The sequence below is a fragment of the Rhodococcus pseudokoreensis genome (assembly GCF_017068395.1).
Classification (GTDB): domain Bacteria; phylum Actinomycetota; class Actinomycetes; order Mycobacteriales; family Mycobacteriaceae; genus Rhodococcus_F; species Rhodococcus_F pseudokoreensis.
This window is the reverse complement of record NZ_CP070619.1, coordinates 1,655,495-1,671,309: the sequence shown is the minus strand read 5'-3', so window position 1 is coordinate 1,671,309 and position 15,815 is coordinate 1,655,495. Positions and strand designations below refer to the sequence as shown.

The following is a 15,815-nucleotide window of genomic DNA, read 5'->3' as shown; positions in this document are numbered from 1 at the left end:
CCGAATTCTGTTGCCAAATTGTCGAGGGGTTTCACATGTCCGAAAGAACCGTCGATCGCATCGTCGCCCACGCCTATCCGTGGGACGTGCTCGGTGATCCGCACTTCGTCGACCGTGCGCGCGCCCTCGGGGTCGCCGAGATCTCGCTCGCCGCCAGCTATCACTCGACCCGCGCCGCGACGCCGCTGCATCCGGCGCACAAGGTGGTCGACGCCCACCACGCCGCGCTGTACCGCCCGATCCGGCCCGCTGCGTGGGACGGTCACGCGGTCACGGCCAGGGCGGCGACCTGGGCCGGATCCGAGGATGCGTTCGCGGATGCGGCTCAAATCCTGATCGACGCCGGCATCGAGGTGAACGCGTGGATCGTGCTGTCCCACAGCACTGTTCTCGGACATGCGCATCCGGCCGCCACCGTCGTCAACTGCTTCGGGGACCGCTACCCCTACGCGCTTGCGCCCGGGCACCCGGACATCGTCCGGTATGCCCGCACCCTCACCGCGGAGGCGGTGCGCGGCGTCGCCCTGCACGGTGTGTCGATCGAGGCGTGCGGACAACTGGGTATCGCGCACGTCGGTCCACACGAGAAGACCGATGGTGCCTATCCGGGTATCGGCGACACGTTGATGTCGATCAGCTGCACCGAACGGGAACGGGCGCTGTGGGCGGATCGGGGCGTCGATCCGGACAAGCTGGCGGCCAAGCTGCGTGCCGGCGTGGACGCGCTGACCCGGAGCATGCTCGCTCCGGACGCCGTGATCACCGACGTCCTCGACGAGGCGGAGGCCGAGGCCGTGCTGTCCGTGCGCCATGCGGAGGCCGACGCCCTCCGGGGTGCGGTGCTCGGCGCCGTGCGGGCCGAGATTCCGTCGGCCCGCGTCACGCTGCACGGTCATCCGAACCCCTGGAAGACCGGGCCTTCGCCTGCGCTGACGTCCGCCGCTGCGGGAGGCGTCGATGCCGTGCTCGTCTCGGCCTGGCCGGGGACCGCGGAGACCGTCGCCGTCACGAAACAAACCCGGGCGATCGTCGGTGATGCCGCCGACGTCGGGGCCTACGTGTCGGTGCTGCCGCCGAAGAACCTCGACGACGTGAGCGGCCACGTCGCGGCCACGGTCGCGGCCGGAGCCAACGAGCTGCACCTCTATCACCTCGGGTTGGTCAACGCGGTGCAACTCGACGCGCTGGGCCGCATCATCCGCGACTTCTCGGTCTGACGCATTCGAGGTGGGCGCCCACGGCGCCCACCTCGGGACGTCACCGCATCCGCTGCCCGAGCGGGTGGTCGCAGAACGCCCCGCCGACCCGCTGGAGGATCGGGTCGTCGAAGGACCACTCGTGGTCGGCGAGGAACTCGTCCGCGAACACCTCCGCGTCGTCCTGGGGTTCGTAGCCGATGGCGGCGCCCTCCGCTGCGGACCACCAGCTGCGGGTGTTCCGCGAAATGCCCCACACGGTGTGAAATCCCTTGGCGGAGTCGGACAGTGCGGCCTCGATCAGGCGTGCGGTGTCGGCAGGCGACATCCAGGACGCGAGCCCGCGGTAGTTGGGCGGCCGGTCGAAGCTCGAGCCGATGCGCAGGTTGACGACGTCGATGCCGAAACGGTCGTGGTACAGCCGGCCCAGTGCCTCGACCGCGGCCTTGCTCCAGCCGTAGAACCCGTCCGGGCGCGGCGGAACGTCGCCGGGCAGCGGGTCACCGCCGGCCTCCGCGTGCGTCCAGAAGCCCACGGCGTGGTTGCTCGACGCTGCGATCACGCGCGTCACGCCATGCGCGACGGCGGCCTCGAACACCGCCTGGGTGCCGTCGACGTTGACGGACAGAATGTTCTCCCACGAGTCCTCGGTGCTGAGTCCGCCCAGGTGGAGCACGGCGTCGACGCCCTCGACCGCGGCGGCCACGGCGGCGCGGTCGGTGACCGAACCCTGTACGTACTCCTCGTGTCCGGGGTCGATGTCGGTGATGTCGGCGATGTCGAACAGGCGGAGGGTGCGGCCGGGTTTGCGGAGTAGCGGCCGCAGCATCTTGCCCATGTTTCCTGCGGCGCCGGTGATCAGCAGACGCGAGGTGGTGTCGGTCATGTCTTCTCGTACCTCTCTGGGAGTAACTCTTGTAATGCACATCACGGTAGTACATACTTCGAAACGAAGTCACTACCTTGGCGCAGATTCACGTATGTGAACAAGATATGGGGATCGGCCGTCTACTTCACACTCCCACTCGGATCGTCCGGCACGTTCCTGCCGGTGAAGGGACCTCCCACCATCATGGCAACAGTCGCATTCCACGGCGTCACCAAGTTGTTCCCCGGCGGCGACAAGGCCGCCGTCGACCACCTGGACCTCCACATCGACGACGGCGAGTTCCTCGTCCTCGTCGGACCGTCCGGATGCGGGAAGTCGACGTCCCTGCGCATGCTCGCGGGACTCGAGGACGTGGACAAGGGCACGATCGCCATCGGCGGCAACGACGTCACCGAATTCCAGCCGAAGGACCGTGACATCGCCATGGTCTTCCAGAACTACGCCCTCTACCCCCACATGACGGTGGGGGAGAACATGGGCTTCGGCCTCCGGATCGCCGGCGAGGACAAAGCGGAGATCAAGCGGCGCGTCCAGGACGCCGCCAGGATCCTCGACCTCACCAAGTTCCTCGACCGCAAGCCCAAGGCCCTCTCCGGTGGTCAGCGGCAGCGAGTGGCCATGGGGCGCGCCATCGTTCGCAAGCCGCAGGTGTTCCTGATGGACGAACCGCTGTCCAACCTCGATGCCAAGCTCCGCGTGCAGACCCGTGCGCAGATCTCGGCGCTGCAGCGCAGGCTCGCCACCACCACCGTCTACGTGACGCACGATCAGGTCGAGGCCATGACGATGGGTGACCGCGTCGCCGTCCTCAAGGATGGAGTGCTCCAGCAGTGCGACACTCCGCGCCGCATGTACGAGCACCCGAACAATGTGTTCGTCGCCGGGTTCATCGGCTCGCCCGCGATGAACCTGCTCGAACTTCCCCTCGTCGACGGCGGTGTCAGCTTCGGCGGCTCCGTGGTCCCCGTTCCCCGGGCCGCGATTGCCGGGATCGGGGAACACTCGGTCACGCTCGGTGTGCGTCCCGAGGATCTCGCGATCACCACGGGCAGCGGGCTCGACGTCACCATCGATGTCGTCGAGGAACTCGGCGCCGACGCATACGTCTACGGCCAGGCGGACATTCACGGGCGCAGACAGCCCATCGTCGTCCGCGCCGACGGTCGTATCCCGCCGAAGCGCGGAGAGGTGATCACGCTGTCGTACGCTGCCGAGCGCACCCACCTGTTCTCCACCGTCACCGGTGAACGACTCGTCGACTAGCGGCGACCCCGCCCTCCCCGACGGACATCCGACCACATCGATCAAGGAGCAAGACCATGCTTGACGGAGTTCTCTTCTTCCCTGTCACCCCGTTCGACGACAACGGCGACGTCGATCTGCCCGCGCTGGCACAGCACATCGAATCCGGTGTCGCGGCCGGACCGGGCGGAGTGTTCGCCGCGTGCGGCACCGGCGAATTCCACGCACTGTCCGCGGCCGAGTTCCGGACCGTCGTGGAAACGGTGGTCACGGCAACCGGCGGCCGAGTCCCCGTCTTCGCCGGCGCCGGAGGAGCGCTGCCCGTCGCGAAAGAGTTCGTGGCCGCCGCCGCGGACGCCGGAGCCGACGGCATCCTGCTCCTGCCGCCCTACCTCGTCGGAGCGCCTGCCGACGGCCTCGTGGAGTACGTGAGGCAGGTGTCGGAGGCGAGTGACCTCCCGGTCATCGTGTATCACCGCGCGAACGGCCAGTTCACCGAGCAGAGCGCTCTCGCGGTCGCGCGACTGCCGAAGGTCGTCGGATTCAAGGACGGCGTCGGCGACCTCGACCTGACGTCGCGCATCGTGCGCACACTGCGTGATTCTCTCGGCGACAAAGAATTTCAGTTCTTCAACGGCCTCCCGACGGCCGAGGTCTCGCAGCAGGCCTACCGGAGCATCGGCGTCACCCTCTACTCGTCGGCGACGTTCGCGTTCGCCCCGGACGTGTCGCTCGCCTACTACCGGGCGCTCGAGGAAGACGACACCGAACTGGTCGACTCGCTCAACCGGGAGTTCTTCCATCCGCTGGTCCGGCTCCGCGACACCACCCCCGGATACGCGGTCGCGCTGGTGAAGGCGGGCGTGACGTTCACCGGCCTCGACGCCGGTTCGGTGCGGGCGCCGCTCGTCGACGCCAGCGCCGAGGACCGGTACGCATTGGAGCAGATTCTGGCAGCGGGGCGGAAGGTGCTGGCGCAGTAGCCTCTTCGATCATCGGCGGGTCGGAGAACCCGCCGATGACCGAAGCGCGTCGGCACTAGCCTCGGGCTTTCACGCTGGTCATGCCCCGGCCGCGTGTTGATCATGAAGAAAGGTGCTCTGAACTGCAAGAATATGGCTTGCTGAGGGCCGATATTCACTTCGTTCGAGGAGCACCTTTCTGGTGGGCAAGTCTACTTCGTGGTACCCGTCGCTGTCCGTTGACCCCGCCGGAACCGGTGTCGTGTCGCACGCCGGGGCGGTGTTGTTGCTACGCACCGCAGAGAAAACTGGTCTGACGACCGCGTTGTCGAGTGCGCTCGAGCCGTGGCGTAAACCGACGACCTCCCACGATCCGGGCAAGATCATCGCCGATCTGACGATGGCACTCGCCCTGGGCGGCGACTGCCTGGCCGATATCGCGCTGCTGCGGGAAGAACCCGCAGTCTTCGGCCGGGTGGCGTCCGATCCCACCGTCTCGAGACTGATTGCCGCATTGGCCGCTGACGCTCCGAAAGCGTTGGCGGCAATCAACTCCGCCCGTTCGACAGCCCGACGGATCGCCTGGAACGCCGCCCGTGAACAGGCTCCCGACCATGCCATCGACGCCGGACATCCGCTGATCATCGACCTCGACGCCACACTGGTCACCGCCCACTCGGAAAAGGAAAACGCTGCCGCCACCTACAAGAGAGGGTTCGGTTTCCACCCGCTGTGCGCGTTCGTCGACCACGGACCGGACGGCACGGGCGAGCCGTTGGCAATGATGCTGCGCCCCGGCAACGCCGGCTCCAACACCGCCGCAGACCACATCGAACTGATACGGCAAGCATTGCGGCAGTTGCCGTTCACCGCCAAGGGCGGCCGGGTCGGCCGCAAGGTACTGATCCGCACCGACGCGGCCGGCGGCACCCATGCCCTCATCGACTACCTGACCACACAGAAGTTGTCGTACTCGATCGGATTCGGTCTGACCGACACCATCGTCGCCGCTATCGAAACCCTTCCCGAGCAGGCCTGGATCCCCGCCGTGGACGCGGACGGGCAACCACGCGACGGCGCCTGGGTCGCCGAAGTAACCGGACTACTCGAGTTGCCGGGCTGGCCCGACGGGATGCGGGTTATCGTCCGCAAAGAACGCCCACACCCCGGTGCACAACTGCGCTTCACCGACCGTGACGGGCTGCGGTTGACTGCGTTCGTCACCAACACCGAAGGTGGACAATTGCCCGATCTGGAACTGCGGCACCGGCGCCGGGCACGCTGCGAAGACCGGATCCGCATCCTGAAAGACACCGGCCTCGAGAACCTTCCGCTGCACGGCTTCGATCAGAATCGGATCTGGCTCGCCCTCGTCGCCCTCGCCGTCGAGGTCACCGCATGGATGCAGATGCTCGCGCTCACCGACGACCCAGCCAGTCGGTGGGAGCCGAAACGGCTACGACTACGCCTATTCGCGACCGCCGGTCGCATCGCCCGTCACGCACGGAAGGTGCATCTGCGGCTGTCCGCTCACGCACCCTGGATCGACTTGCTGATCACCGCATTGGCCCGTCTCAACGCAATCCCCGACCCCCTCTGACCAGCGCCAATCCGGCGATCGAGACGAAAGGGAATCAACTTCGGGGCCCTGGACCCCGACGACCACCCGACCGCGTCGGGCGTACGCGCGTTGCCGGGCACCGAATCCACGCCCGAAATACCCAACCTGAAACTGATCAGAGCGACACATCAGACGCATGCAAGATCGAGGCTATTCGGCGGCGGCGACGAGGGGTTCGAGCGTGAGGTCGGGCAGTTCCTTCTGGATGTACTGCAGCCGCCACTTGTCGCTGACGAGGGCCAGCATCACCCCGTCCGAGCGGGTGAACACCTCGACACCGCGCTGACGGTTCAGTTCGTCGGCGGACTCGGCGTCGGTGCGCCGCGCCAACGCGTAGCCCAGCGGTTCCATCCGGGCCTCGACGTTGAACTCGGCCTTCATCCGCGCCGCGACCACCTCGAACTGCATGGGGCCGACGGCGGCCATGACGGGGGAGGCGTCGCCGCGGAGGTCGTTGCGGAGGATCTGCACGACACCCTCGGAATCGAGCTGATCGACGGCCCGCCGGAACTGCTTGTACTTGCCCGCGCTCTCGGCCCGCAGGATGGAGAAGTGTTCCGGCGCGAACGACGGGATCGGCGGGAACTCCACCTTCTTCTCGAAGAACAGGGTGTGCCCGGGGGCGAGCGCGGTGGCGTTGACGAGTCCGACCACGTCGCCGGGGTACGCCGATTCGACGGTCGAACGCTCACGGCCGAACACGGTCTGCGCGTACTTCGTCGTGAACGGCTTACCGGTCTGGGCGTGGGTGACCACCATGCCGCGCTCGAAGACGCCCGACACGATGCGCATGAACGCCAGCCGGTCGCGGTGCGCGGTGTCCATGCCTGCCTGGACCTTGAAGACGACCGCGCTGAACGGGTCGGCGACGTCGCGGGGGGTGCCGTCGACGTCGTCCCGCGCGCGCGGCGGCGGCGCCAGCTCGACGAGCGTGTCGAGGATCTGGCGGACCCCGAAGTTGAGCATCGCCGACGCGAAGATCACGGGCGACGTCTGGCCGCCGAGGAACAGTTCCTGGTCGTGGTCCTGACCGGTGGCCGACAGCAGTTCGCTCTCCTCCGCGGCGGTCTCCCACTCGGAGCCCTCCTTCGCGAGGGCGGCGTCGGCGTCCATGACCTCTTCGGGGGCGATCTTCGCGCCACCGGCGGTGCGCGTGAACCGGATGTACTCCCGCGGGGCACCGTCCTCGCCGCGCCGGAGCAGTCCCCGGAAATCGCCGGCGATCCCGACGGGCCAGTACAGGGGAGTGGGGGTGAGCCCGATGCGTTCCTGGATTTCGTCGAGAAGCTCCAGCGGCGTCTGGCCCGGCCGGTCCCACTTGTTGATGACGGTGATCACCGGAATTCCGCGATGACGGCACACCTGGAACAGCTTCAGCGTCTGCGGTTCGAGACCCTTCGCGGCGTCGATCAGCATGACGGCGGCGTCGACCGCGGTCAGGACGCGGTACGTGTCCTCCGAGAAGTCGGAGTGGCCGGGCGTGTCCACCAGGTTGATCACGTTGTCGACGGGCTCGTCCGCCGACGCCTCGGTGGAGCGGTAGTTGAACTGCAGGGCGGTGGAGCTGACCGAGATGCCGCGGGCCTTCTCCATCTCCATCCAGTCGGACACCGTCGACTTGCGGCCCGCCTTGCCGTGGACGGCGCCCGCCTCGGAAATGACCTTCGCGTGCAGCGCGAGCGCCTCCGTCAGCGTCGACTTACCGGCGTCGGGATGCGAGATCACGGCGAACGTGCGGCGACGCGACGCCTCGGCCCGGACACCCTTCTCGGATTTCCCCTCCGGTGAGGCGGATGCCTCGGATTTCTCCACCGATGAGCCGGACGCGGCGGCAGGCGCCGCCTCGGCTGGAATGGTGTCGGCCGAGTCGGACGGGGTAGTCAACGAAGAACCTCTCGGGGGACGGGATGCGTGCGGGAAGGCCGTATGGCCGCATACCAGGTTACTCGGGTGCCGAAGACGAACTCGCAGCACAGTCATATCCACGGGCGCACAGCCAGGGACGAGTAACGATCGACGGCCGGTCACGTATTAATCAGTGAGTCGTCGGGGCGCTCCGGAGTTCACCGTTTCTGCTTTCGGACACCCGTATGTGCAGGAGGAAGACAGTGAGCAAGTTCACCGACGAGATGTACGCGACCGCGGCGAGCAGCACCCGTGGTCTCAACACGGGTGAGCCCGACGCGCCACTGCGACAGCCGTGGGGTGAGATCCACAAGGCGGCGCGCCGCATGGCGGGCGCGCTGGCCGACGCCGGCATCGGCCACGGCGACGCCATCGGCATCCTCGCCGGTCAGCCCGTCGACATCGCACCGTCCTGCCAGGGCGCCTGGATGCGCGGCGCGTCCGTCACCATGCTGCATCAGCCGACCCCGCGGACCGACCTGGCCGTGTGGGCGAAGGACACCGAAACCGTCATCACCATGATCGAGGCCAAGGCCGTCATCCTCGGTGCGCCGTTCGACGCCGCCAAGCCGCTCCTGGAGGAGCGCGGCATCACCGTCGTGACGGTGGCCGAGCTGAACGAGGGCACGCCCATCGACCCGGTCGAGACGTTCGAGAGCGACATCGCCCTGCAGCAGCTCACGTCGGGTTCCACCGGTTCGCCCAAGGCCGTGCAGATCACGCACGAGAACTTCTACACCAACGCCTACGCCATGATCGACCGCATCAAGTTCTCCATCGAGGACGACGTGATGATCAGCTGGCTGCCGCTGTTCCACGACATGGGGATGGTCGGATTCCTCAGCGTGCCCATGCAGGTCGGCGCGGAGGTCGTGAGCATCACCCCGATGGACTTCCTCCGCACGCCGCTGCTGTGGGCGGAACTGATGGGCAAGTACAAGGGCACCGTCACGGCCGCCCCCAATTTCGCGTACTCCCTGCTGGCCCGCCGCCTCAAGCAGGCGGAGGACGGCGCCGTCGACCTCAGCACCGTCCGGTACATGTGGAACGGCGCCGAACCCGTGGACCCCGACACCATGAACGCTCTCGCCGAGGCAGGCGCCCGGTTCGGGCTGAACCCGTCCGCACTCGCCCCCGTCTACGGGATGGCGGAGACCACGCTCGCCGTCTCCATCCCCGACCCGGACCAGGGGCAGGTCCTCGACCACGTCGACCCGGATCTGCTCGAGGCGATGCAGCGTGCCGTCCCGTCGCACAAGCCGAACGCGCGCGCCCTCGCCACCCTCGGGAAGATGGTGCCGAACCTCGAGGGACGCGTCGTCGACAACGAGGGGGAACTGCTCCCCACCCGCGGTGTCGGCATCATCGAGGTCCGCGGCAAGGCGGTCACCCCCGGATACATCACCCTCGACGGGCACAAGCCCGCGCAGGACGCGGACGGCTGGCTGAACACCGGCGACGTCGGCTACTTCACCGAAGAGGGCCTCGTCGTCGTGTGCGGTCGCGTCAAGGACGTCATCATCATGGGCGGCCGCAACATCTACCCGACCGACATCGAGCGGGCCGCGGGCACCGTCGCCGGAGTGCGCCCCGGCAATGCGGTGGCCGTGCGCCTCGACGCCGGGCAGAAGCGGGAAAGCTTCGCCGTCGCGGTCGAGACCAACGACTACCAGGATCCCGAAACGGTCAAGCGCATCGAGCACGAGGTCGTGCACGCCGTGTTCTCCGAGGTCGGTGTGCGACCCCGCACCGTCGCCGTCCTCGGCCCTGGCAGCATCCCCAAGACGTCGTCGGGCAAACTCCGCCGCGCCACGTCCGCGAACCTGGTCGGGTAGGCGCTCCGCGCCCGTGCGTGCTCGAGGAGTCTCTGGACTCGTTAACCACTCACGGGCGCGGAGCGCCTAATGCAGGCGGTTCTGCGCGGCCTCGAGCCCCACGCGCAGGACCAGTTCGACGGCGTCCGCGGATTCCTCGCAGACGAGGTCGAGTTCCTTGCGTTCCACCGACGAGAACGGCTTGAGCACGTACGACGCCGGATCCATCCGCCCGGGGGGACGGCCGATCCCGACGCGGGTGCGCAGATAGTCCTTGGTGCCGAGCGACTGCGAGATGGACCGCAGTCCGTTGTGCCCGCCCTCGCCGCCGCCCTGCTTGAGGCGGATGGTCCCGAAGTCGAGGTCGAGTTCGTCGTGGATGACGACGATGTTGCCCGGGTCGACGGAGAAGAAGCGGGCCAGCCCGGCGACGGCGGAACCGGACAGGTTCATGAACGACCGCGGTTTGGCGAGGATCGTCGGACGGCCCTCGAGCCGGCCCTGGACGATCTCGGCGCCGCTCTTCTTGTGCACGCTGAACTTGCCACCCATGCGCGCGGACAGCACGCCGGCCACCATGAAGCCGACGTTGTGCCGGGTCTTCTCGTACTGCGGTCCGGGGTTGCCCAGACCCACCACCAGGGCGGTGTCTTCACTCACCGACAGGGTCCTTCCGTGCGTGAGGGGGTCGTGTCAGACGACAGCGGCGCGTCACCCCGGGACAATCCGGGACGACGCGCCGCCGACATCAGTGCGGTTGCGAGAGGATCAGCTCTCGGAGCCCTCTTCGGCCGGAGCCTCGGCGGTCTCGGCCGCGGCTTCGCCGGTCTCCTCTTCGAGGTCGGCAGCGGTCGGGGCCGCGACGACGTTCACGATGAGCAGTTCCTCGTCGGCCTGCAGAGTCGAACCCTTGGGCAGCTCGAGCTGGTTGGCCAGGATCTGGGTGCCGACCTCGAGGCCCTCGACCGAAACCTCGATCTGCTCGGGGATGTGCAGCGCGTCCGCTTCGAGGGAGACGGTGGCGGCGTCCTGCGCGACCAGGGTGCCGGAAGCGGCCTCACCGGTGACGACGACGGGGACGTCGACGGTGACCTTCTCGCCCTTCTTGATGACGAGGAGGTCGGCGTGCTCGATGTAGTTGCGGATCGGGTGAACCACGACCGACTTGGTGAGCGCGACCTGCTCCTTGCCCTCGATGTCGAGGGTCAGGATGGCGTTGGTGCCGTGCGCGCGCAGGATGGCGGCGAAGTCGCGGGAGGGCACGTTCAGGTGGCGGGGATCCTCACCGTGGCCGTACAGGACTGCGGGGACCTGGCCGTCGCGGCGTGCGCGGCGGGCGGCGCCCTTACCGAACTCGGTGCGCACGGCGGCTACGAGGCGATTTTCGTCAGACATGGTGAAACGGCTCCTACAACTCACGGTGGTAACTGGCGGGCGGTTCGAGTCGACGAGGGACGAACGCGCGACGGCCAGGAGCGAAACGCTCGAGCAGAGCCGTAGCCGCGTCGATCACGGTGAGCCAGCCAATTGGAACTTCTGGTTCACCCTCGCCGAGACAACTTATGGAACTCTACCGGATGGGCCGCTGACCTGCTAATCGGGTGTCCTCGGGCGGGTGGTGCGGCCACCGCGGTCCGGCGGCGGGCAGTGGTGTGGCTCACAACGCTGCGGGTAGCCTCGGCGGTGTGAGCGCTGAACGCCCGACCGCCGACCGGCTGACCGCAGTGGCAACCGGTGTGGATCTGCCGCGGCATGCGCGGCTGCTCAGCCAGGTGCACGACGCCGTGCTCTCCGGGCAGCAGCCGCCGGCGCTTCCGCGGGGCGTGGTGGCGCGGTCGTGGTCCCGTCTGCAGGCGGGCGGTGTGAGCCCGGACCACTGCGCCGACGTGGAGCCCGCCGATTTCTCCGAGATCGAGGCGCGGCGCACCCGGACGGCGCTGCGCACCGTGCTCCCGGAGTTGCGCAGCACGCTGACGCAGGTCGCGGAGGACGCGAATTTCATCGTCGTCATCGCCGACGCCGACGGTGTCCTGTTGTGGCGGGAGGGTTCTCGCGGGGTGCGGAAGGCGGCCGACGCGCTCGGGTTCACGGAGGGCGCGCGCTGGGCCGAACAGGCCGTCGGCACCAACGCGATCGGCACAGCTCTGATCGAAGATGCTGCGGTGCAACTGTTCTCGGCAGAGCATTACGCGCCCACGCACCACGGCTGGTCCTGCACCGGGTCGCCGGTGCACGACCCGCGCACCGGCGAGATCCTCGGCGTGGTCGACATCAGCGGGTCGGCGATGTCCGTCCACCCGACCACCGTCGCGCTGGTCCGCACCGCCGTGCGACTGGCCGAGGCGACACTGTGGCGTGAGCACACGGCGCAACTGGACAGGCTGCGCGGCCGGGCGGCACCGCTGCTCGCGTCGGCGGGAGGTCCGGCGCTGGTCGTCGACAAGCACGGGTGGGTCGCGGAGGCGAGTGGCATCGCGGCGCCGGAGCGGGTCGCGCCGCCGAGCCTCGACAAGCCGCTGCTCGTTCCGGGGCTCGGGCTGTGCGTGCCCGAACCGCTCGGCGACGGCTGGCTGGTGCGCCGACGCGTCGACGGCGCGGCCATCGAACTGGAACTCGACCTCGGCGATGCGCCGCAGGTGACGGTCCGGGGCGACGTCAACTGGACGCGGGCGCTCTCGCCGCGGCACGCCCAGATCCTGCGGGTGCTGTCGGCGGCCGGAACGGCGGGCGTCGACGCCGCCTCGCTCAGCGCAGCGCTGTTCGGCGACCGCGACCACGTGGTGGCGGTCCGCGCCGAGGTCTCGCGTCTGCGCAAGAGTCTCGGCGCGGTCCTGAGCACCCAGCCGTACCGGTTCGCGGCCGGTGTGACGGTCCGGCGCGTCGGGTAGGTCCGGTCAGGGGGTGGCTCCGGTCAGGCCTGCTTCGCCGCGCTGATTCCGGCGCGGCGGCCGTAGAAGCTGCCGTCGCCGAGGGAGGTGCCGCTGGCGTAGCCGCCGGCGCACACCCCGGACGTGCACCGTCCCGCCGCGAACAGGCCGGGAATGGGTTCGCCGGAGACGTGCAGGACCTCGGAGTTCACGGTGGTCCGCAGGCCGCCGAGGGTGAAGCCGAGCGTGAACCCGCGCAGGTCGAGGGCGGCGACGGGGGAGCCGATCGGCTTCACCCATTCGGGCTTCTTGTGCAGCAACGGGTCCGACCCTTCGACGGCGTGCTTGTTGTACACCTCGACGGTCGACTGGAGTGCGCCGGCGGGCAGGCCCATGTCGGATTCGAGTTCCTCGACGGTCTCCGCAGCCCACTTCGGCTGGGCGCGCAGGAATGGCGTTGCCGTGGTCGCGGCCGCGCCCTCCTCGTACGACGCCTCGTCGATGACGAGGAACGCCTGGTTGTCCTGGTGGAACAGGGTCATCTGGCCGATCCGACCGGAGTAGGTGTCCTCCGGGACGTAGCGCTGCCCCCGGCCGTTGACGAGGATGCCGCGGACGACCAACTGGGGGTCGCAGAGGAACGCGACCTCGGTGGCGTCCATGTGGGCGAGATCGGCGCCGAGGGCCTGCGCCATGAGGATCGAGCGCCCGTCGTGCTCCTCGATGGCGGCGCCGGGGCGGCCGATGAGCCGCGGCGCGTGGGCCTCGATCATCTTGTCGTTGTACGCGAAGCTGCCGGTCGCGAGGACGACGCCGCGACGCGCCCGCACGGCCACCTCCTTGCCGTACTGTTTGGCGACGATCCCGACGACGCGTCCGGTGTCGTCGGTGACGAGCGTCTGGACGCGCATGTCGTATTCGGCTCGGACCCCGAGCTTTTCGGCGGTCTCGACGAGCGGCTTCATCAGCATGTAGCCGCCGCCCTTCTCGCCGGTCCGCTTGCCGTCCATCTGCGGAACGTGCCCGCGTGGTGCGGGGGTGGCGATCTCGTTGAACGGTGCCGCGTTCTCGCCGCCGGAGTACATGAGCCCGTCGTCGAACGGCGGCTCCCAGCCGGGTTCGCCCCAGAAGCTCTCCTTGAACGGGACCCCGCAGTCGACGAGCCAGTTGTAATGCGCGACGCTGCCCTCGCAGTAGTCGGTGATCTTCTCCTCGTCGGCGCCCGGTCCGAGCGCCGCCATCATGAACGTCTTCATGTTCTCGGGGGAGTCGTCGAACCCGCACGCCTTCTGCAGCGGCGTCCCGCCGCCGAGGTAGATGAAGCCGCCGGCGAGTGCGGCGGCACCGCCCCATCCGCTGGTGCGCTCGAGGACCAGGACGTCGGCGCCGGCCCGTGCCGCCTCGATGGCGGCGGACACCCCGGCGATGCCGTAACCCGCGACCACGACGTCGGCCTCGTAGTCCCACTCGGTGACCGTTGCTGCGGACCGGGGGCGGATCGGTGTGGCGTCGACCATGGGTGGAAGTCCTCTCGGGCGGTCACGGGAGAATGTGACGTGGGTTACCCCCAAACTGTAACCTGTTACAAAACCCGATTCGGTGGATCTCCCGGTGAGTGGGACGCGGTGCCGGGAGGCTGTTGCCCGGCTATTCGGGCAGGTCCGTGACGCCGGACAGCTCGTAGTGCAGGGTCGGCGTCCGCGCGAGACGGTGCGCGAGATGAACCCCGATCCGCTGCACCACGGGATACTTCTTGTCGATCAGCGCAGCCGCGGCCCGCGCCTCCTCACCGGACAGCAGTCGCGCCGTCGCCTGCGCCGGCGGGCCCGTCGGCTTCCCGGACCACGTGCACGGGCGGATCTGGACGTCCGGGAAATTGCGCAGCCGCTTGTTCTTCGACGCCCGGCCCGGGGTGCGGAAGTACGCCCGATCGCCCTTCACGGCGATATTGACCGGGGTGTCCACCCACGACCCGTCGCGTTTGCGCGTCTGTAATTGCACGACCTTCTCCGCGGCGAAGCGGTGCAGCGCCGGTGATCCCTGGTCAGTCATCACGAAGTCCTGAATCTCGGGTGCATTCCAGCGTACTGCGCTACTTCGCGAGTGTCCGGACCTCGGCGAGGAACCGGTCGAGATCGTCGGGGGAGCAGAAATAGTGGGGCGACGCGCGCACCACGGCGTCCAGTCCGCGGGCGCTCATGTCCAGCAGCGTCGAACCGCGGAGGCTGGCCGTGACGGTGACGTCGCGGGCGGCCAGCAGTTTCCGGACGTCGCCGGGATCGAACCCGTCGACGGTGAACGAGACGATTCCGCAGCGGCGGGCGCCGAGGTCGCGCACGGTGACGCCGGGGATCGCCGCGAGCCCCGTCCGGAGATGCTCGGCCCCGGCCGCGACGGCCGCCTCGACCTCGTCCATTCCGAGGGCGAGGAGATAGTCGGCCGCCACCCCGAGTCCGAGGCGGGCGGCGACGTCGCACTCCCAGAACTCGAACCGGCTGGCATCGGTCGCCAGCCGGTACGCGTCCGCCGCGGTCCACTCCGCGCTGTGCAGGTCGAGGGCGGCCGGCTCGAGTGTCGCGGCCAGATTGGGCCGGACGTACAGGAACCCGGTGCCCCGCGGCGCGCGCAGCCATTTGCGTCCCGTGGCGGAGAGCGCGTCGACGCCCAGTTCGCCCACGTCGAGGGCGATCTGGCCGACGGACTGGCACGCGTCGAGCAGCACGAGCGCGCCGTGCGCGTGCGCCAGTTCCGTCACCTCGCGGACGGGGTTGACCAGGCCGCCGTTGGTGGGCACGTGCACGAGGGACACGAGACGGACCCGGTCGTCGAGGAGCGTCCCGAGGGCGGCGACGTCGATCTGGCCGGTGGGGTCGCTGGGAATGACGTCGACCGTCGCGCCGACGGAGCGGGCCCGCTGCAGGACGGCGATGGCGTTGCTGGCGTACTCGACCTCCGAGATCAGCACCCGGTCGCCGGCCTCGAGCGGGACGGCGTGGAAGAAGTCGTTCCAGGCGGTGGTGGCGCTGTCCACCAGTGCGATGCTGTCGGCGCTCGCCCCGATCAGGCGGCCCAGTGACGACTTCACGGCCGCGAGATCATCGGCTCGTTCCGCCGCCGCGACGTAGCCGCCGACGTCGGCCTCCCGGCGCAGGTGCGCGAACACCGCGTCCAGGACCGGGGCCGGAGGAAGCGAGGAGCCCGCGCTGTCCAGGAACACCTTGTCGAGGCACCCGGGGGTGTCCCGTCGCGCCTGCTCGAGGTCGAGCATGTCCGATACCTCCCGTTTTGTGGTAATTGGACTCGAACGTACCCGTGAGGT

13 protein-coding genes are annotated in these 15,815 nt (G+C 68.7%); 6 read left to right on the top strand and 7 right to left on the bottom strand.

Features of this window, described 5'->3' with window-relative positions:
- The first annotated feature begins 35 nt into the window (after positions 1-35).
- Positions 36-1,217, top strand: coding sequence for a hypothetical protein (locus JWS13_RS13130; RefSeq protein ID WP_206005900.1), 1,182 nt, complete (start codon positions 36-38; stop codon positions 1,215-1,217).
- Between the two features lie 40 nt (positions 1,218-1,257).
- Here JWS13_RS13130 and JWS13_RS13125 read toward each other — a convergent pair whose 3' ends face one another.
- Entirely contained in the window at positions 1,258-2,082 is an 825-nt protein-coding gene (locus JWS13_RS13125; RefSeq protein ID WP_206005899.1) for an NAD-dependent epimerase/dehydratase family protein, read from the bottom strand.
- Between the two features lie 186 nt (positions 2,083-2,268).
- Between JWS13_RS13125 and JWS13_RS13120 the strand changes: the two genes are divergently transcribed.
- The 3 genes from JWS13_RS13120 to JWS13_RS13110 all read left to right on the top strand — a co-directional run bounded on the left by JWS13_RS13120 (position 2,269) and on the right by JWS13_RS13110 (position 5,889).
- Positions 2,269-3,348 (top strand): ABC transporter ATP-binding protein, encoded by a 1,080-nt coding sequence (locus tag JWS13_RS13120; RefSeq protein WP_206005898.1) that lies wholly within the window; start codon positions 2,269-2,271, stop codon positions 3,346-3,348.
- Positions 3,349-3,404: 56 nt separating this feature from the next.
- Positions 3,405-4,310 carry a 5-dehydro-4-deoxyglucarate dehydratase gene (locus JWS13_RS13115; protein WP_206005897.1) on the top strand — a complete coding sequence of 302 codons (906 nt, stop codon included), beginning with the start codon at positions 3,405-3,407 and terminating at the stop codon, positions 4,308-4,310.
- Between the two features lie 181 nt (positions 4,311-4,491).
- Entirely contained in the window at positions 4,492-5,889 is a 1,398-nt protein-coding gene (locus JWS13_RS13110) for an IS1380 family transposase (protein WP_206005896.1), read from the top strand.
- 171 nt (positions 5,890-6,060) lie between these two features.
- On the opposite strand, the gene JWS13_RS13105 is transcribed toward JWS13_RS13110, so the two are convergent.
- On the bottom strand, positions 6,061-7,794 hold the full coding sequence (locus tag JWS13_RS13105) for a peptide chain release factor 3 (RefSeq protein ID WP_206005895.1): 1,734 nt from the start codon (positions 7,792-7,794) through the stop codon (positions 6,061-6,063).
- A gap of 224 nt (positions 7,795-8,018) precedes the next feature.
- Here JWS13_RS13105 and JWS13_RS13100 point away from each other — a divergent pair, with 224 nt between their 5' ends.
- The gene (locus JWS13_RS13100) at positions 8,019-9,650 is read left to right on the top strand and encodes a fatty acyl-AMP ligase (RefSeq protein ID WP_206005894.1); all 1,632 of its coding nucleotides are present in this window, start codon (positions 8,019-8,021) and stop codon (positions 9,648-9,650) included.
- Between the two features lie 66 nt (positions 9,651-9,716).
- Here JWS13_RS13100 and pth read toward each other — a convergent pair whose 3' ends face one another.
- Positions 9,717-10,289 carry an aminoacyl-tRNA hydrolase gene (gene pth / locus JWS13_RS13095; RefSeq protein WP_206005893.1) on the bottom strand — a complete coding sequence of 191 codons (573 nt, stop codon included), beginning with the start codon at positions 10,287-10,289 and terminating at the stop codon, positions 9,717-9,719.
- A 108-nt stretch (positions 10,290-10,397) separates the two neighbouring features.
- Positions 10,398-11,024 (bottom strand): 50S ribosomal protein L25/general stress protein Ctc, encoded by a 627-nt coding sequence (locus tag JWS13_RS13090; RefSeq protein ID WP_124389293.1) that lies wholly within the window; start codon positions 11,022-11,024, stop codon positions 10,398-10,400.
- Between the two features lie 290 nt (positions 11,025-11,314).
- Between JWS13_RS13090 and JWS13_RS13085 the strand changes: the two genes are divergently transcribed.
- Positions 11,315-12,517, top strand: coding sequence for a GAF domain-containing protein (locus JWS13_RS13085; RefSeq protein WP_206005892.1), 1,203 nt, complete (start codon positions 11,315-11,317; stop codon positions 12,515-12,517).
- A gap of 23 nt (positions 12,518-12,540) precedes the next feature.
- Here the strand turns inward: JWS13_RS13085 and JWS13_RS13080 are convergent, their stop codons facing one another.
- From JWS13_RS13080 to JWS13_RS13070, 3 genes are all read right to left on the bottom strand, one after another.
- Positions 12,541-14,013 carry an FAD-dependent oxidoreductase gene (locus JWS13_RS13080; protein WP_206005891.1) on the bottom strand — a complete coding sequence of 491 codons (1,473 nt, stop codon included), beginning with the start codon at positions 14,011-14,013 and terminating at the stop codon, positions 12,541-12,543.
- Between the two features lie 130 nt (positions 14,014-14,143).
- Positions 14,144-14,548, bottom strand: a complete 405-nt coding sequence (locus tag JWS13_RS13075; RefSeq protein WP_206005890.1) for a PPOX class F420-dependent oxidoreductase — start codon at positions 14,546-14,548, stop codon at positions 14,144-14,146.
- 40 nt (positions 14,549-14,588) lie between these two features.
- Positions 14,589-15,764: an aminotransferase class V-fold PLP-dependent enzyme gene (locus tag JWS13_RS13070; protein WP_206005889.1), complete on the bottom strand. Its 1,176-nt coding sequence runs from the start codon at positions 15,762-15,764 to the stop codon at positions 14,589-14,591.
- Between the last annotated feature and the right edge of the window lie 51 nt (positions 15,765-15,815).